The organism is Bacteroides intestinalis (genome assembly GCF_003464595.1).
In the GTDB taxonomy this organism is placed as follows: domain Bacteria; phylum Bacteroidota; class Bacteroidia; order Bacteroidales; family Bacteroidaceae; genus Bacteroides; species Bacteroides intestinalis_A.
Map to the genome: position 1 here is coordinate 133192 of NZ_QRZF01000012.1, position 17378 is coordinate 150569.

Annotated in this window: 14 protein-coding genes; 11 read left to right on the top strand and 3 right to left on the bottom strand. The window is 40.3% G+C overall.

Going from position 1 to position 17378, the window contains the following annotated elements:
• Positions 1-27: 27 nt before the first annotated feature.
• From uvrC to mnmG, 3 genes are read right to left on the bottom strand one after another with little or no spacing between them, the layout of a single operon-like run.
• Positions 28-1863: an excinuclease ABC subunit UvrC gene (gene uvrC / locus DWW10_RS16720; protein WP_022392429.1), complete on the bottom strand. Its 1836-nt coding sequence runs from the start codon at positions 1861-1863 to the stop codon at positions 28-30.
• A 26-nt stretch (positions 1864-1889) separates the two neighbouring features.
• Complete coding sequence (locus tag DWW10_RS16725) at positions 1890-2414, bottom strand: adenine phosphoribosyltransferase (RefSeq protein WP_022392428.1); 525 nt, start codon at positions 2412-2414, stop codon at positions 1890-1892.
• Between the two features lie 57 nt (positions 2415-2471).
• The gene (gene mnmG, locus DWW10_RS16730) at positions 2472-4346 is read right to left on the bottom strand and encodes a tRNA uridine-5-carboxymethylaminomethyl(34) synthesis enzyme MnmG (protein WP_022392427.1); all 1875 of its coding nucleotides are present in this window, start codon (positions 4344-4346) and stop codon (positions 2472-2474) included.
• 365 nt (positions 4347-4711) lie between these two features.
• Here mnmG and DWW10_RS26090 point away from each other — a divergent pair, with 365 nt between their 5' ends.
• The 11 genes from DWW10_RS26090 (at position 4712) to DWW10_RS16785 (ending at position 17333) form a co-directional block, all read left to right on the top strand.
• The gene (locus DWW10_RS26090; protein ID WP_022392426.1) at positions 4712-6343 is read left to right on the top strand and encodes a hypothetical protein; all 1632 of its coding nucleotides are present in this window, start codon (positions 4712-4714) and stop codon (positions 6341-6343) included.
• Positions 6344-6492: 149 nt separating this feature from the next.
• The gene (locus DWW10_RS16740) at positions 6493-6852 is read left to right on the top strand and encodes a DUF3244 domain-containing protein (protein WP_022392425.1); all 360 of its coding nucleotides are present in this window, start codon (positions 6493-6495) and stop codon (positions 6850-6852) included.
• 164 nt (positions 6853-7016) lie between these two features.
• Positions 7017-7682, top strand: a complete 666-nt coding sequence (locus tag DWW10_RS16745) for a DUF2589 domain-containing protein (protein WP_022392424.1) — start codon at positions 7017-7019, stop codon at positions 7680-7682.
• A gap of 69 nt (positions 7683-7751) precedes the next feature.
• The gene (locus tag DWW10_RS16750; RefSeq protein WP_022392423.1) at positions 7752-8381 is read left to right on the top strand and encodes a DUF2589 domain-containing protein; all 630 of its coding nucleotides are present in this window, start codon (positions 7752-7754) and stop codon (positions 8379-8381) included.
• Positions 8382-8385: 4 nt separating this feature from the next.
• Positions 8386-8583 (top strand): hypothetical protein, encoded by a 198-nt coding sequence (locus DWW10_RS16755; RefSeq protein ID WP_022392422.1) that lies wholly within the window; start codon positions 8386-8388, stop codon positions 8581-8583.
• Between the two features lie 34 nt (positions 8584-8617).
• Positions 8618-9073 (top strand): DUF2589 domain-containing protein, encoded by a 456-nt coding sequence (locus DWW10_RS16760; RefSeq protein WP_022392421.1) that lies wholly within the window; start codon positions 8618-8620, stop codon positions 9071-9073.
• 40 nt (positions 9074-9113) lie between these two features.
• The gene (locus tag DWW10_RS16765) at positions 9114-9572 is read left to right on the top strand and encodes a hypothetical protein (RefSeq protein WP_022392420.1); all 459 of its coding nucleotides are present in this window, start codon (positions 9114-9116) and stop codon (positions 9570-9572) included.
• 274 nt (positions 9573-9846) lie between these two features.
• Positions 9847-11664, top strand: coding sequence for a glycoside hydrolase family 2 protein (locus DWW10_RS16770; protein ID WP_022392419.1), 1818 nt, complete (start codon positions 9847-9849; stop codon positions 11662-11664).
• Between the two features lie 24 nt (positions 11665-11688).
• Positions 11689-15639: a hybrid sensor histidine kinase/response regulator transcription factor gene (locus tag DWW10_RS16775; protein ID WP_022392418.1), complete on the top strand. Its 3951-nt coding sequence runs from the start codon at positions 11689-11691 to the stop codon at positions 15637-15639.
• A 156-nt stretch (positions 15640-15795) separates the two neighbouring features.
• Positions 15796-17088 (top strand): Gfo/Idh/MocA family protein, encoded by a 1293-nt coding sequence (locus DWW10_RS16780; RefSeq protein WP_022392417.1) that lies wholly within the window; start codon positions 15796-15798, stop codon positions 17086-17088.
• A complete protein-coding gene (locus DWW10_RS16785; protein WP_022392416.1) occupies positions 17085-17333 on the top strand; it encodes a hypothetical protein in 249 nt (82 codons plus the stop codon). Before DWW10_RS16780 ends, DWW10_RS16785 begins: the two co-directional genes overlap by 4 nt.
• The last annotated feature ends 45 nt before the right edge of the window (positions 17334-17378 follow it).

Below are 17378 nucleotides of genomic sequence, written 5' to 3' on the forward strand. Positions count from 1 at the left end.
ATGATTCATTTTTAATCGGCAGAAGATTTAGCTTGTAGCCTGTCCGAAGTGTTCTTTAATAACTCTTGCTTTTGCTTCTCCTGTTACCTTTGCAAGTGCTTCCAAAGATGCTTCTTTAATGCGTTTTACGCTCTTGAACTCTTTTAGCAGGGCTGCTTTTGTTTTCTCTCCGATACCTTTTATCTCATCCAATTCAGACGCTATCTGCCGTTTACTGCGTTTATCTCGATGGAAAGTAATGGCAAATCGGTGTACCTCGTCCTGTATCTGTGTCAGAAGACGGAAGAGGGGAGTGTTTTGCTTCAGTCCGATAGTCTGTGGCGGAAAACCATATAGTAACTCTGATGTGCGGTGCTTGCCGTCTTTAGCAAGTCCGGCAATAGGTATGTTCAGATTTAGTTCGTTCAGGACTTCTTTTACGGCGCTCATTTGCCCTTTTCCGCCATCGGTGATAAGGAGGTCGGGCAGGGAGGAGTTCTCTTCAATGGCGCGCTGGTAACGGCGTCTTACAACTTCTTTCATGGAAGCATAGTCGTCTGCACCTACTACGGTTTTGATATTGTACTTCCGATAGTCCTGTTTAGAGGGTTTGGCTTTCTTGAAAACTACACAGGCAGCAACGGGATCGGAGCCTTGGATATTTGAGTTATCAAAACATTCTATTTGTATGGGCAGGCGGTCGAGGTGCAGCTCATCCTGTATTTCTTTCATCAGGCGGACGTTCCGTTGTTCAGGATTCAACTTCTCAGCCTGCTTCATACGATCTGCCTTATACTGTTTTACATTTAGAATAGAAAGATCCAGCAGTTTCTTCTTGTCTCCTCGCTGGGGAATTGTGAAGACCACATCCTTTAGTTCCATATCGACCTCAAACGGCACGATAATTTCGCGTGAAAGGCTCTTGTATCGTTCTCTCATCTCGATGATACCCAGTTCGAGAAGTTCTTCTTTGGTCTCGTTAAGGCGTTTCTTATACTCAAATGTAAATGCTTGGTTGATAGCTCCGTTCGTAATATGCAGGTAGTTGATGAATGCAGACTTACCGTCGCTGTCTTCTTCTATGGTGAATACATCGATATTGTGCAGTATATTGCTTACAACTTCTGATTTAGCGCGATAATTCTCAATCAGCATATACTTTTCTTTCACCTTCTGTGCTTCTTCAAACTTCATATCGGTTGCCAATTCCTGCATTTGCTGGAATAAATGGCGTTGTATTTCCTGCGTGTTTCCTTTGAGGATTTCCTTGATTTCACCGATATTTTTCAAGTAATCATCCAATGATTGTTTTCCGATGCAAGGACCGGCGCAGTTCTTGATGTGATACTCCAGGCATACGTTGAATTTGCCTGCATTGATATTCTCGGGCGAAAGATTCAGACTACAGGTGCGCAACGGATATAAATGCTTGATCAAGTCGAGCAATGCATTCATGGAAGGTACATGGCTATAAGGACCATAGTAGGAGGAGCCGTTGCGTATAATCTTGCGAGTCTTAAATACACGGGGAAAATATTCGTTTTGAACGCAAATGGATGGATATGTCTTATCATCCTTCAATAAAACGTTGTATCGCGGTCTATATTTCTTTATCAGATTGTTTTCTAACAGCAATGCATCCTCTTCTGTATTTACTACGATATAACGTATATCTGCTATCTTGCTGACGAGTACTCTTGTTTTTCCCGGCTCATGCTCTTTGTTGAAATAGGAGGAAACCCGGCGTTTCAGGTTCTTTGCTTTACCTACGTATATAATAACTCCTTCGGTATTCAGATATTGATAAATACCGGGGCTTTCGGGAAGGTTCAATACGATCCCTTTCAAATATTCGCTGGTTTTAAGTTCCGGGTTATTCTCCATATATTACTTGAGACTATTCTATTTGTTTATAGAGAAAGTACTGATTGTACATCTACATCTTTATTGAATAAATCTTTTCCGTGCAATTCTTTCAACTCGATAATGAAGTTAACATGAATTCTTTTCGGATTCATCTTCTGTACTAACTTGCAAGCAGCCTCCATTGTTCCACCTGTAGCCAATAAATCGTCGTGGAGCAGAACCACGTCGTTCTCGTTCAAAGCATCCTTATGTATCTGAATTGTGTCTTTCCCGTATTCCTTATCGTAGCTTTCTTCGATGGTTTCTGCCGGAAGTTTCCCCGGCTTGCGGATAGGAATGAAACCTGCGCCCAAGCGGGTGGCGAGGATAGGGCCCATAATGAAGCCTCTTGATTCGATACCTACAACTTTTGTGATACCTTTGTCTTTGTACATCTCGTACAATGTGTCCGAAAGTTCCTGTAGTCTTGCAGGATCTTTGAACAATGTAGTCACGTCGTAAAATAAGATCCCCGGTATTGGGAAATCGGGAATCTCCCGAATGCTTTTAGCAAGAGTTTCTTTGCTCATAATCAGTATTTTTAATGCGTTTATTGAATTCTTTTGTTTCACGTGGAACGTTCCGCGTTATCTGCCCGAAAGCACCAGCAGGACGTTAATGTCGCTTGGAGACACTCCCGGAATTCGGCTTGCTTGAGCAATGGTTTCCGGGTCAATCTTTACCAACTTCTGTCTTGCTTCGGTGGAAAGGGATTGAATGGAATTATAGTCAAACTTCCCTTTGATTTTTATACTTTCCAGACGGGCAAGCTTATCTGCTATAATTCGTTCCCGTCCGATATAGCCTTCATATTTAATAAGGATCTCGGCAGCCTCGATGATTTCCTCTTTTCTTTCGGTAACCTTATTCAGCTCCCGACGGAAAGCGTCGACGTGTTCCGCCATATTTTCAAGAGTGACTTGCGGACGGTTTATCAAATCTATTAATTTGCATCCCTGACGCAGGGGAGTAGTTCCTAACTGTTCGAGTACCGGATTTATTAATGCCGGTTTCATCGAATAGTTTCGGGTAAATTCTACAATGTTACTGATAGCTTCACGTTTCCGCTTCAGTAGTTCATAGCGGTCTTCTTTCACTAATCCGAGTTTCCATGCTTTTTCAGTGAGTCGCATGTCCGCGTCGTCCATGCGTAGCAAGATTCTATATTCCGCACGTGAAGTAAACATACGATAAGGCTCATCCACACCTTTTGTAACCAAATCATCGATCAATACGCCGATATATGCTTCATCGCGTGCCAGCGTAAAAGGTTCTCCGCCATGGCAATTAATATGTGCATTGATGCCGGCAATAATTCCTTGTCCGGCAGCTTCTTCGTATCCGGTGGTTCCATTAACTTGTCCGGCAAAGAATAAGTTCTTGATTTTTTTCGATTCCAACGTATGTTTAAGTTGGGTAGGATCGAAGTAATCATACTCAATGGCATACCCCGGACGGTAAATCACCAGATCTTTAAATGCAGGGACTTTCTTTAAAGCTTCTATTTGTATGCTCATCGGAAGTGATGAAGAGAAACCATTCAAGTAAAGTTCCTGGGTTGTCTCTCCTTCCGGTTCCAGGAAAAGCTGATGTTGTTCCTTATCAGGAAAGGTCACAATCTTGGTCTCAATGCTGGGGCAATAGCGGGGGCCTATACTTTGAATCTGTCCGTTGAAAAGGGGAGAATCCGGTAGGCCCTCACGTAGCACACGATGCACTTCTTCGTTCGTAAAGCAAGTCCAGCATGGAAGTTGTTTCAGGTGACGCACACTGGTATCCATGAACGAAAATTTGTGGAAGTCACATTCTCCATCCTGGGTTTCCATATATTCATAGTGTACACTTCGTCCGTCTATGCGTACAGGGGTACCGGTTTTCATGCGTCCGTATTCGATGCCATGTCTTGCGATGGATTCAGTTAATTCGTAGGATGCAGGCTCTGCCATACGTCCACCTGCAAGCTGTGTACGTCCTATATGCATTAACCCGTTCAGGAAAGTTCCAGCTGTTAATATAATACACTTGGCTCGGAAAGTCACATCAAGGAAAGTAGTCAGCCCGGTAATTTCTCCGTTTTCAACGAGAATTTTGCGTACAGTATCTTGCCAGATGTGTAGGTTAGGAATGTTTTCTAATATTTCGCGCCATGCCCAGATGAATTTATTGCGATCGCATTGTGCACGCGGGCTCCACATGGCAGGACCTTTGGAACGATTCAATATACGGAACTGGATAGCGGTTTGATCGGTTACTAATCCCATGTATCCGCCTAAAGCATCTACTTCGCGTACAATTTGTCCTTTGGCAATACCGCCTATGGCAGGGTTACAACTCATTTGACCTATCTTATTCATGTCCATGGTGATAAGACAGGTTTTTGAACCCAGATTTGCCGCAGCCGCAGCTGCTTCACAACCGGCATGTCCGGCTCCAATCACGATAACGTCGTATTTAAACTCCATTCATTCAATGTATTTAAAACTGTGCAAAGTTACGAAAAAAACTGCTACTCGTCCAGTTTTTCTTTTTCTTATCATTGTTTAAGGTAAGGCAAGATGTAGGAAAAACCTTAAATACGTTTTGGTCAGAAACACTTCTGAACTATACCAACTCTGTATCAACTCCGTGTTTTCTCCACTCCTATACGGAGATGAAAGAAGTGGAGTTGGTGTGGACTTGGTATGGAGTTGGTACGGCTTTGATACGGAGTTGGTCCTTTTTTGTTCCATTTTTCGTCTACAAAAGAATACTCCCGATATTTTGTAGCTATCTGTTGTTATTTCTTTTTATTTTTGTTTTCTTTGTTGACAAATAACCGAATAGCTTTATGTTAAACCGATTGAAAGGCTTACTCTCTGTTTTTTGTTTGATTCTGATTCTTGCTTCTTGTAGTAAAAAAGTGGAGAATAAGCAATTGTTGCGTGCTGAAATATTAATGCATTCTTCTGTCGATAGTAGTTACCAGATTCTACAATCCATCTCTCCGGATATTCTGACCAAATCCGAACAAATGCATTATGGATTGCTTTTGGCAGAAACTATGGATAAGAAATATCTTTCTCTGTTATCTTGCGATTCTTTGCTTAATGAGGCTATTCATTACTATGGTAGTGGCATCAACCGTGCTAAGGCTTTAATGTATAAAGGACGCCTTCAGCTTCGTATGAATATGTATAAAGAAGCTATTGAGAGCGATTTTGCTGCTTTGAAAGAGCTTGGTGATACGGATGCTGAAGAGTTAAGGGTAAAAGGAATGATTTATGAAGATCTGGGTAATTTGTATGTTTCGCAGGTTCTCATAGATAAAGGAATGGATATGTTCCTAAAGTCGAAGGATTGCTTTATAAGTTGCGATTATAAAAAGGGATTGTGTTTTGTTTCTAATGATATAGGCTGGGGGTATTTATTGAAAGGTGATACTCTGCGTGCCCGTGATAATATGCAGTGTGCTTTGGGGCTGGCTTTGGAAGAAAATGATTCAATGATCGTATCAATGACTAATCATAATCTGAGTTGTACCTATGAGGAAGTCGACTCTATGCTTTTTTACGGGAAACAGTCTTTGGCGTTTGGTAAAAGAATGGCTTCCAAGGCAGCAATTATGGTAGGCTATGCATTTATGAACCATGAACAATTGGATTCTGCTGATTACTATTTCAAACAGGCATTACAGGATACGGTGATAGAGACAAAAGCTTTAGCTTTTTATGGTTTGAAAGATGTGATGGAGATGAAAGGAGACTATCAGCAGGCATTAGGTTATCTGGATAACTACTCTGTGACTATGAACTCCATTTTCGATAAGCAAAATCCCGAAGTGGAGCAGAAGATTTATGAATATGAGGCCAAAATGAAAGTTTATAAAGAAAAAGTGCAGATGCAGATACTGTTCATTGGACTGGCTGTTTTGTGTTTGCTCGTTATTCTTTCTATGGTTTGGTATATTCAGCGAATAAGACGTCGGAGAGACTTTTTTGAATTGGAACATAAGTATGATAGGGCTTTATTGGAGGTAGATATAGTAGGACTGCAATATTATGTCTCTTCGTTGCGGAGGGAGCAGGAAGAGGATAAAAAGAAGATTTCTCAAAAAGAATGCGAAATCAGAAAATTAGCCGATGAAAAGGCGGAATTATGCAATGTTATTTTTAAAGAGACCTCCATTTATAAGAAAATAGAACAGCTTAGTCATCAGGAAAAGACTAAGAATAAACAGGAACTGCGTATTTTGTTGGAAGATGAACAGAAGCAGCTTCGCACCACTGTTATGGAAATATACAAGGGTTATATAGACTATTTGTATCAAACCTATCCTAAATATACCGAGAATGATTGTCTTTTCTCATGCCTTTCACTTTGTGGGTTAGATGATTTTACAATTGCCCTTTGCTTTGGGAATGTGAACAAGCAAATTGTGGCTCAAAGGCGACACCGGATAAAATTGAAGACTGCTAATTAGCCTTTTACAGAAAGAATGTTATCTGTTTATTATTTAAACACTTGATATGCAGCGTGTTGCTGTAATTAGATGTTATCGTTTTTATTCTGTTTTTTGCTTTTATGTCACTAACTTCGTCACATTATTAATCTCTAATAAGTGTGAGACATATGAAAGCATTATCGTTTGTTCTATTCAGTGGTTTATTTATCATGCAGCCGCTTTGTATATCTTTAAATGCATCAGCTGAATCTGCATCTGTTCCTACAGAAAAGAAGGAAATCAAAAGACCGATTAATATTCATTTATTAAAAGGGAATGGATCAGTTCGTTCCGTATATCCTATAATTCCGGGTTATATTCAGGATAATCAACTTTATATCTGTTTCGAGACTTCTATCGACAATCAATGCTTGGTAGTTAAAGATGCTGGTTCCGGTGAAATCGTGTATTCTGGCACTTTTACCGGTAATACTCTTGTTGTAGCCTTGGCCAATTCGGGTGAATCTTATACAGTGGAACTTGTGTAGGGAAGTGCTATGGCTGAACGCATCACTATCAGGTTTTATCCGACAGAACTACCTAAAAGGAAGAAAGGTTTTTTTGTCCGCCTATTCAATCGCATAAAAACAGTGATTAGGAAATTTCTGAGTTTTAGTTAACTTTTTTAATAACTTCTTCAAAACACATTAGTATGGATACAAATTTATTGTCAATGTCGCAGCAGTTCTCCGGGCTGCCAATGGAAAGTTTAATCGGAGGTCCTTTGAATGCAGCCGCTAAAGCGAATTCTGCAATGGCTCTTACTCAAACAAGATTTATGTTGGACACTTGTTTTAACAGAAAGGAAGTTAGTACAACCGAACCGAAGAGTTATCAGTATGAACCTATTATGATCGATATGATTCTCACCAGGAGTGTTATTGGTCCGGGAGCTACTGAGGGCGCCGATCCTGTTATTAAACCAGCTTCAACCAAATTTACTTTGCCTCTGCTTACAATTCTTCCTATTAACTCCCTAGCTGTTGAAACTGTGGATATTAATTTTGAAATGGAAGTGAAATCAAGTTTCTCAGAAGATGACAATAAGGCAAAAGAATCTGAGAGTAAAGGAGAGGGTAGTTTTGAAACAAAATTAGGTTGGGGGCCGCTGTCAGTCACTATTAAGGGATCGGCCAGCTATTCTTCAAAGGATTCTGAGACTCATAATACGCATTATGAGAAGAGTAATTCTGCTAAGTATACTGTTAATGTACATGCAGGTCAGCTTCCACTTCCTAAAGGAGTAAATACTATCATCGAAGCATTTACAAAAGCAATTCAACCGATAGAGTTGAAGAGCCCTAGTGCACAACCGTAAAGAATAGGATTATTCCTGCTACTAAGTAAATAGGATAAGATATTTGATATCAAGTAAAAAGAAAAAATTATGGCTGAAAACGAGCAAGGTACATTCAAACCTCAATTTGGGGCAGAACTTAACATTGAGTCGATCATTGGTGCTCCTTTGGTAGCGGCATCCAAGGCCAATGTTATGATGCTGACCGGGCAGGCTCAATTTTTGCTTGATTATTGCTTCACAAAGGAGGAGGGAAGTGACTTGCGTCAGCCTCTTATGATAGAGATGATACTGAGTCAGCCGGTTGTTGATCATACAAAGCAACCGACTGATCCAGGATACATCTCTATCAATAAAATGGCTTTTCAGGTTCCTTTACTGTGTTTATTGCCTTTAAATTCTCTTGCAATAGATAAGATCAATGTAGACTTTGATCTGGAGATTACGTCGGTGGGTTCTTATAATTATGAATCAAAAGTGAATGCGGATGTACAACTTGTAGAGAGGAAGGCGGTTTTGAACGGAAGAATTGCTCCGGCCAAACAGGAGTATAGGAGGAATTCGCATGAGCAATATGATAGTACTTTGTCAAGCCGCCTTAAAGTAAATATTCATGCAGGCAGATTGCCTTTGCCCAAAGGAGTATTGACTATACTTGATTTGTATACGAAATCAATACAGCCCATACAGAAAATAGATAAACAGTCAGAAAAAGAATAAAAGTATGATAGATCAGTATATTCCGTGTCCGGTATGCAAAACTCAGATACCCATTGATTTGCATTTGTTAGTTCAAGGTGTGCAATTTTCATGTCCTAATTGTCAGGCAGCCATTGGATTGAGTGCAGAGAGCCGTCCGATAGTGAATGAGGCTGTTGATAATTTTGAAAAACTGAAAAGATTATCTCCTCAGAAAGAGTGAAATGGTATAGCGTCGAATCATTAAATTTATTGATATGATTAGTTTTAAATTGTTTGTGGAAGCCATCCACCATGCCATTGTTAGTGCCAGTGACTCACTGATGGACAAGAATGAAGGCTTGCTGGATAAGTATTTTGAGAAGCCGGCTGTCGGGGCAGGAAAAGATAAAGGAGCATTGATTCCGAAGATAGTGCAACTTGAATATCCTACTTTGGATGATGCCGGGGCAGTAACCACTACAATGGTTCAGGTTCCCTTAATTACATTGGTGCCCGTCACAGCCTCTAAAATAGAGAAAGCTACAGTGACGGCAGAGTTTGCATTGGAGGTTATAAACAATGAATTGCAAATCAGTTTTCCCAATAATAAATCATCGGAGAATGCTACGGTTGGGAAGCTGGAAATTGTGATTTCGCCACAAGAATTGACGGACGGGCTGGAATTGATTATTGAAGGATATGCCAATGCTTTGAAGAGGCAGATTACCTGATAGAATTTCTCAATTATTCATTTTAATAATTGAAGCTACTATGAGTGTTTATAAATGTAAGTACTTCAAAATTCAGGAATTAGTCTGTAATCATGTGATGCAGAGCTATTCGGAAGAACAGATATGGTCTTTCCTGGATGAAGATTTAAAGAAGACATTAGATATTATCCGTGAAATACTGGGTGTTCCTCTTACAATTAATCAGCCCAAGATGAAAGTGTATCAAAGGGGGCTAAGATGTCATTTATGCAATCTTGTTCATAGTAATAAGACTCCCTATATTACGACTCATATACAAGGTAAAGCCGTCGATATCCTGTTACCGGCAGATTGTGGAATGACAGCAGAAAGTGCAAGACATAAAATTCAGGAGTCTGCTGATAAACTACCTTGCAATATCCGCTTTGAACATCTGCAAAAAGGAGTTCCTATCTCATGGATACATGTGGATGTAAGAGATAATGAAAAGGATGAAAAAGTATATTGGTTTAATGTCTGAATATTCCTGAAAGTTCTGTTTTTGCAAGGCATTGACTTCTTGCAGGCAAACAAATAATGTGTTGCCTGCAAGAAGTCAATTTTGTTATTGATCTGATTAGAAGGCTGTAGTTGCAGCTTTCTAAGTTCCTACTATTATCTTGGCAGATTGATTATTTCTTTCTACATTTAGTTATTAAATGATAAGATTCTTGCATTTATTGAACCAATTGCGTTATTTTGAAAATGAATTAGTGGCTAACTTTGCTTCCAAACATTTAGAATAGTTACATACCATGAAGAAATTATTTATTGCGTTATCTTTGGTAACGTTTTTTAGTTTGGAGAGTTCGGCACAATGGAAACCGGCCGGAGATAAGATTAAAACAGAATGGGCGGAGCAAATTGATCCTTCAAATGTATTGCCCGAGTATCCAAGACCCATTATGCAGCGTAATGATTGGAAAAACCTGAATGGGCTGTGGGATTACGCCATTATTGATAAAGGTGGGCATATTCCGGCTGATTTTGAAGGTAAAATACTTGTGCCGTTTGCTGTGGAATCTTCTTTGTCGGGAGTTGGCAAGAGGATAAACGAAAAGCAGGAATTGGTATATCAACGTAGTTTTGAAGTTCCATCGGCTTGGAGAGGAAAGCGGATTCTGCTGCATTTCGGTGCTGTAGACTGGAAAACAGATGTATGGGTGAATGATGTTAAGGTGGGAAGCCATACCGGAGGATTCACTCCATTTTCTTTTGATATTACCCCGGCTTTATCAGCTAAAGGCAGTAACCGTTTAGTTGTAAAGGTTTGGGACCCCACGGATAGAGGACCTCAGCCGCGTGGTAAGCAAGTCAGCAGACCGGAGGGTATCTGGTATACTCCTGTTACTGGTATCTGGCAGACTGTATGGCTGGAGCCTGTTAGTGGAAAACATATTGAAAACCTTCGCATCACTCCTGATATTGATCGTAATTTGTTGACAGTAAAGGCTGAACTGAATGCCAATTGTGCAACAGACCTTGTTGAAGTGAATGTGTATGATGGCAATCAGCTGGTAGCTGCCGGTAAAAGTATCAATGGAGAAGCTGTAGAGGTAGCGATGCCCGAAAATGCTAAATTATGGAGCCCTGATTCTCCTTTCCTTTATACCTTGAAAGTAAGTTTGAAGGATGGAAATAAAATTGTGGACAAGGTGGATAGTTATGCTGCTATGCGTAAATATTCTACTCGCCGGGATGCTAACGGTATTGTACGCCTGGAATTGAATAATGAAGCGTTGTTCCAGTTCGGACCGCTTGATCAGGGTTGGTGGCCTGATGGTTTGTATACAGCTCCTACGGATGAGGCTTTGCTGTATGACATCCAGAAGACGAAAGATTTTGGTTTTAATATGATTCGCAAGCATATTAAAGTTGAGCCTGCTCGTTGGTATACCTATTGTGATCAGCTTGGAATTATTGTATGGCAAGATATGCCGAGTGGTGACCGCAATCCACAATGGCAGATGCGTCAATATTTTAATGGTACGGAAATGAAGCGTTCTGCTGAATCTGAAGGTTATTATCGCAAAGAATGGAAGGAAATCATAGATTGTCTGTATTCTTATCCTTGTATTGGTACCTGGGTGCCGTTCAACGAAGCTTGGGGACAGTTTAAAACGGTAGAAATAGCTGAATGGACAAAGCAATATGATCCGACCCGTCTGGTGAATCCGGCAAGTGGTGGTAACCATTATCCTTGTGGTGATATGCTTGACCTGCACCATTATCCTGCACCGGAAATGTTTTTGTATGACGGTCAGCGTGCAACGGTTTTAGGTGAATATGGCGGCATAGGTCTGGTATTGAAAGATCACCTTTGGGAACCGAACCGTAACTGGGGTTATGTACAGTTCAATTCTTCTAAAGAGGCTACGGATGAATATGTGAAGTATGCCGATATGTTATATCGGATGATTGACAGAGGATTCTCGGCAGCTGTTTATACGCAGACTACTGACGTAGAAGTGGAAGTGAATGGTTTTATAACTTATGACCGTAAAGTAATCAAGTTGGATGAAAAGCGTGTGAAAGAAATTAATACACGTATTTGTAATTCATTAAAGAAATAATCTTTCCTAAAAAAGGAGGGAACTATGAATCGAACTATTATAAAGCTTTTCTTCTGTTTGTGCATAGTGACGGCATTGCCGTCCTATGCCTATAATACCGTTCACTATTATTTCAGAACGGTAGATATCAGAAATGGTCTTTCACAGAACTCTGTGAACAGGATTTTTCAGGACAAGAAAGGCTTTATGTGGTTTGGTACTAAAGATGGTTTGAGCCGCTACGATGGCTTGTCTTTCCGTATCTATAACAATGAAAATTCAAATCTGGGCAGGAATTTCATAACGGTACTTTATGAAGATAGTAAAGGGAATATATGGGTAGGTACTGATGGCGGACTTTATATCTATAACCCTATACTTGACTCTTTTACTGAATTCAATTTAGTAAGTGATAAAGGAACCGTTATTCGGGATTTTGTGACGATGATAAGGTGTGATGAGCACTCAAATATTTGGATATCAGTTGAAAACCAGGGGTTGTTCTGTTATAATAGTGATGAAAACAAATTACGGAATTACCTTCATGATGCAGGACTGGCCAATGTTCATCGCTTTTGGTTAAATGGGAATACCTGTTGGCTGGCATTGTATGGAGATAATCTTTACTATACAAAGGCTGGCTTTGAATCGCCTTTGCAGCCTTTTAAAGATGCAAATGGTAATGAAATATTTAAAGGTGACATCATCAATTGTGAGGTTGTCGGTCCTCATAATTACACTTATATAGCATCATCCAACGGATTGACTGAAGTTAATTTTGTGACAGGCAAATCCCGTAGGATTTTGGATGCTTTTGCACGTACGTTGGAATTTAAATCCGATGATGAATTATGGGTAGGGACGGAAAAGGGATTGTATATCTATAATTTGACGACTAACAAGATCACACATCTGACAGTACCCGATCAAGATGATTCCTATGCGCTATCAGACAATGCTATTTATTCTATTTATCGCGATAGGGAGAATGGAATGTGGGTAGGTTCTTATTTTGGTGGCGTGAATTATTATCCGTATCAATGGACCTATTTTGAGAAGTTTTATCCGAGAGAGGAGATTAAGTTTTTTGGCCGTCGGGTGCGTGAAATATGTGAAGGTAATGATGGTACTTTATGGATAGGTACCGAAGATAAAGGATTGTTTAATTTTAATCCTGAGACAGAAGAGATGGTGCCATTTGAGCACCCGGATATATATAAAAACGTTCATGCCCTTTGTCTGGATGGAGATGATTTATGGGTAGGTACTTTTTCCAGGGGGCTGAATAAGGTGAATTTACGCACAAGGCAAGTGAAGCATTACTCCAGAGATAAGGGTGAGAATTCGTTGACTGCCAGTGATGCTTTCACTGTTTGTAAGACAACTGCCGAAGATATCTGGATAGGAACGACATCCGGTTTGTTCAAATACAACCGCTCTCTTGATAATTTTACTCATATTCCACAATTAGGAAGTTTGTTTGTTTATGATATTTTGGAAGACTTTGAGGGGAATTTGTGGTTTGCTACTTTCTCGAATGGGGTATTCTCTTATAATACTCAGACTCAGCAATGGAAGAGTTATCTTTCAAATGAAAAAGATTCGACCTCACTCTCTTATAATAAAGTGATTTCTATTTACGAGGATAGTAAGAAGCGTTTATGGTTTATGACGATGGGGAAGGGGTTCTGCCGTTATAATCGGGAAACGGATAACTTTACACGTTATGACACGTCAAAAGGGCTTCCTAACAATACCGTTTACAAGATGGTTGAAGACAGACGGGGAAATCTGTGGGTTACGAGTAATTATGGGCTTACCTGTTTTAATCCGGATACTGAGGCCATGCATGTGTACACTACGGCAAATGGATTGCTGAGTAATCAGTTTAATTTCCAGTCTGGATATTGTGACAAAAAGGGGCGCATTTATTTTGGCAGTATTAATGGGTTTGTCATATTTGATCCGGATAATTTTGTCGAGAATACTTTTCTTCCTCCAGTGGTCATTACTGACTTTTATCTGTTTAATAAACGCCTTTCTGTGGATACTCCGGGATCCCCTCTACAGCAGAATATAACTTATGCTGACAATATAGAGCTTGATGCAGACCAGAATTCTTTTGCTTTCCAGGTGGCTGCTTTAAGCTATCAGGCACCAGAGATGAACCGACTGATGTATAAGCTAGAAGGTTTTGATCAGGAATGGTATATGTTGGGGCGAAACTCTATGATTACTTATTCTAATCTACCCTATGGAAGTTATACATTGCGCATAAAAGGATCTAATGGTGATGGAAAGTGGAACGATGCGGAACGGGTACTCAATGTACGTATTCATCCTCCTTTTTATTTGTCAGTGTGGGCATACGTTATTTATGTTATCTTGGTTCTGTGTTCATTGGTTGCCACTATTTTATATTTCAAAAGACGGACGCAACAAAGACATCGGTTGGCAATGGAGAAATTTGAACGGAAAAAGGAACGTGAACTTTACTCTGCGAAAATCGATTTCTTTACGAATGTAGCGCATGAGATACGCACTCCGCTCACATTGATAAAAAGTCCGCTTGAGAATGTCCTGCTTTCTAAGGAGGTTTCTGACGAGATCAGGGACGATTTGGAAGTGATGGATCTGAATACAAACCGTTTGCTTGATTTAGTGAATCAATTGCTTGATTTCCGTAAAACGGAGACGCAAGGATTTCAATTGAACTTTGTGGAATATGACGTTGTAGATATATTGCAAAAGACCTATAAGCGTTTTAAGCCTTTGGCACGTGAGAAGGGGCTGAAACTTACCATTGATTCTCCGGAAAGTCTATATGCCTCGGTGGATAGGGAAGGACTGACCAAGATCATCAGTAATTTGATGACAAATGGCGTGAAATATTCGGAAACATATATCCGCATTAAACTGTACGTTGAGGGGGATCAGATGTTGCTCCTGGCATGTAATGACGGACGTGTGGTTCCGATGGAGATGCGCGAAGAGATATTTAAACCGTTCGTTCAATACAAAGCCGGAGTGTTACATTCTGTTTCCGGTACGGGTATAGGGTTGCCTTTGGCGCGTTCGCTTGCCGAACTTCATGGAGGGACTTTGTGTATGGTGGATTCCATGGAAAACAATCAGTTCTTGCTCTCACTTCCGATAAAACATGCCCATACAATACAGACAAAAGAGCAAGTTGTTCATGAAGAGTCTATTGAAAGGCAGGAGGTTGACGAAGAACCTGATTTGCAAAATCGTTATACATTGCTTGTTGTAGAGGATAGTTTGGAAATGCAGGCGTTCATCGTGAAACAATTATCAGCGAAATACCGGGTTTTGACAGCATTGAATGGTGTGGAAGCCTTGAAAGTATTGGAAGAACATACCGTCAATCTGGTTATTTCGGATGTCATGATGCCTGAAATGGATGGATTGGAATTATGTGAGCATTTAAAGTCTGCGGTTGATTATAGTCATATTCCTGTGATTCTATTGACGGCTAAGACCACTCTTCAGGCTAAGATAGAAGGCATGAAGCTTGGAGCGGATGTTTATATAGAGAAACCTTTTTCTGTGGAATATCTTAAGGTTTGTGTTTCTAATTTGCTAAGTAACCGTGAGAAACTTCGTGTTGCTTTCGTCCATTCTCCTTTTGAACAGGTCAACAGTATGGCAATGACTAAAGCGGATGAAACTTTTTTAAAGACATTGAAAGAAGTAGTAGTTGCAAATATGCAGGATCCGGACTTTAATTTGGATGATATGGCAAGCCAGCTGAACATGAGCCGTTCGAGCCTTAACAGGAAAATAAAAGGTATATTGGATATGACTCCGAATGATTACATTCGTTTGGAGCGTTTAAAGAAAGCGGTGCAATTACTCAAAGAGGGGGAATGTCGGATAAATGAGGTTTGTTACATGATCGGTTTTAATACCCCTTCTTATTTTGCCAAATGCTTCCAGAAACAGTTTGGCGTTCTGCCTAAGGACTTTATAAAATAGCGATGGGGAGCGTTTGGAACTATTTTTGCATTGTTTGAGTAGATTTTTATATTTTATATCTTAAGATTTCACTACTTTTGGGCTGTTATTTTTATATGGATATTCTGCCCGAAAAAAGAAAGGAGTATATTCGGATTTTATTTTAAAGACCATATTATGAAAGATACATTAATCAACAGAAGAGAATTCCTTAAAAATATAGGGGTGCTTGGAGCCGGGGTGTTGTTGTCAGCAAGTCCTTGGCTTTCTGCTTTTTCGGAAGTTAAGGAAACTTCCAATGAAAAATGCCGTTTGGCTGTTATTGGGCCGGGATCACGGGGACGCTTTTTGATGAGTTTCCTGGTGCAGAACCCTAAAGTGGATATTGTGGCATTGTGTGATATTTACCAGCCTTCCATTGATGAGGGGTTGAAACTTGCTCCGAAAGCGAAGGTTTATGATGACTACCGGAGAATACTGGAGGACAAAACGATTGACGCGGTATTGGTGGCTACTCCCCTTAATTCCCATTGCCAGATTGTACTGGATGCTTTTGACGCCGGTAAACATGTGTTCTGTGAAAAGACCATAGGCTTTACGATGGAAGAGTGCTACCGTATCTATCAGAAGCACATCAGTACGGGCAAGATATTCTTCACCGGTCAGCAGCGCCTTTTCGACCCGCGATATATAAAAGTGATGGAGATGGTACACGCCGGTACATTTGGCGAGATCAATGCCATCCGTACTTTCTGGAACCGAAATGGAGATTGGAGACGGGAAGTTCCTTCGCCTGAATTGGAGCGTTTGATAAACTGGCGTTTGTATCGCGAATATTCCAAGGGTTTGATGACTGAATTGGCCTGTCATCAGCTACAAATCGGAAGCTGGGCTTTGCAAAAGCTTCCTGAGAAGGTGATGGGACATGGAGCTATCACTTACTGGAAAGATGGCCGGGAAGTGTATGACAACGTAAGTTGTATATATGTGTTTGATAATGGAGTGAAGATGACGTTCGATTCTGTCATATCCAATAAATTCTATGGCCTGGAAGAGCAAATCATGGGTAATCTGGGAACAGTAGAGCCTGAAAAGGGTAAGTATTATTTTGAGAGTGTAGCCCCTGCACCCGGATTCCTGCAGATGATCAATGATTGGGAGAATAAAGTCTTTGATTCTTTGCCTTTTGCCGGTACCAGCTGGGCACCGGAAACTGCCAACGAAAACAAGGGAGAATTTATTTTAGGAGAACGTCCCAAATCAGATGGTACTTCTTTGCTGCTGGAGGCTTTTGTCGAGGCCGTTATTACCCGCAAGCAGCCGAAACGTATAGCCGAAGAGGGTTATTATGCAAGTATGCTGTGCTTATTGGGCGATCAGGCTTTGCAGGAAGAAAAAGTACTTTACTTCCCCGATGAGTATAAAATAGATTATCTGAATCATAAAGCTAAAACAATAGAAGCCGTATGAAAAATACAGTTATTACCGCTCGCCGGAAAAAGATAGAATTGCTGACCTTGCTGGCATGTTTCATTATCGGAAACCTGGCCAATTTGTATGCAATAATTTCCTATAAAACCCCTTTCTCGGAGATGCTGACCTCTATTTTCTATGTCCTGGCATTTTCGTGTGTGCTTTATGCCTTTTGGACCCTATTGCGGCTTTTATTCTATGGAATAAGAAATCTGCTCCTTAAAAAGAAAATTGAAGTATAGAGATGATTGAAATAGAATTACTTAATTAATACCAAATTAATACCA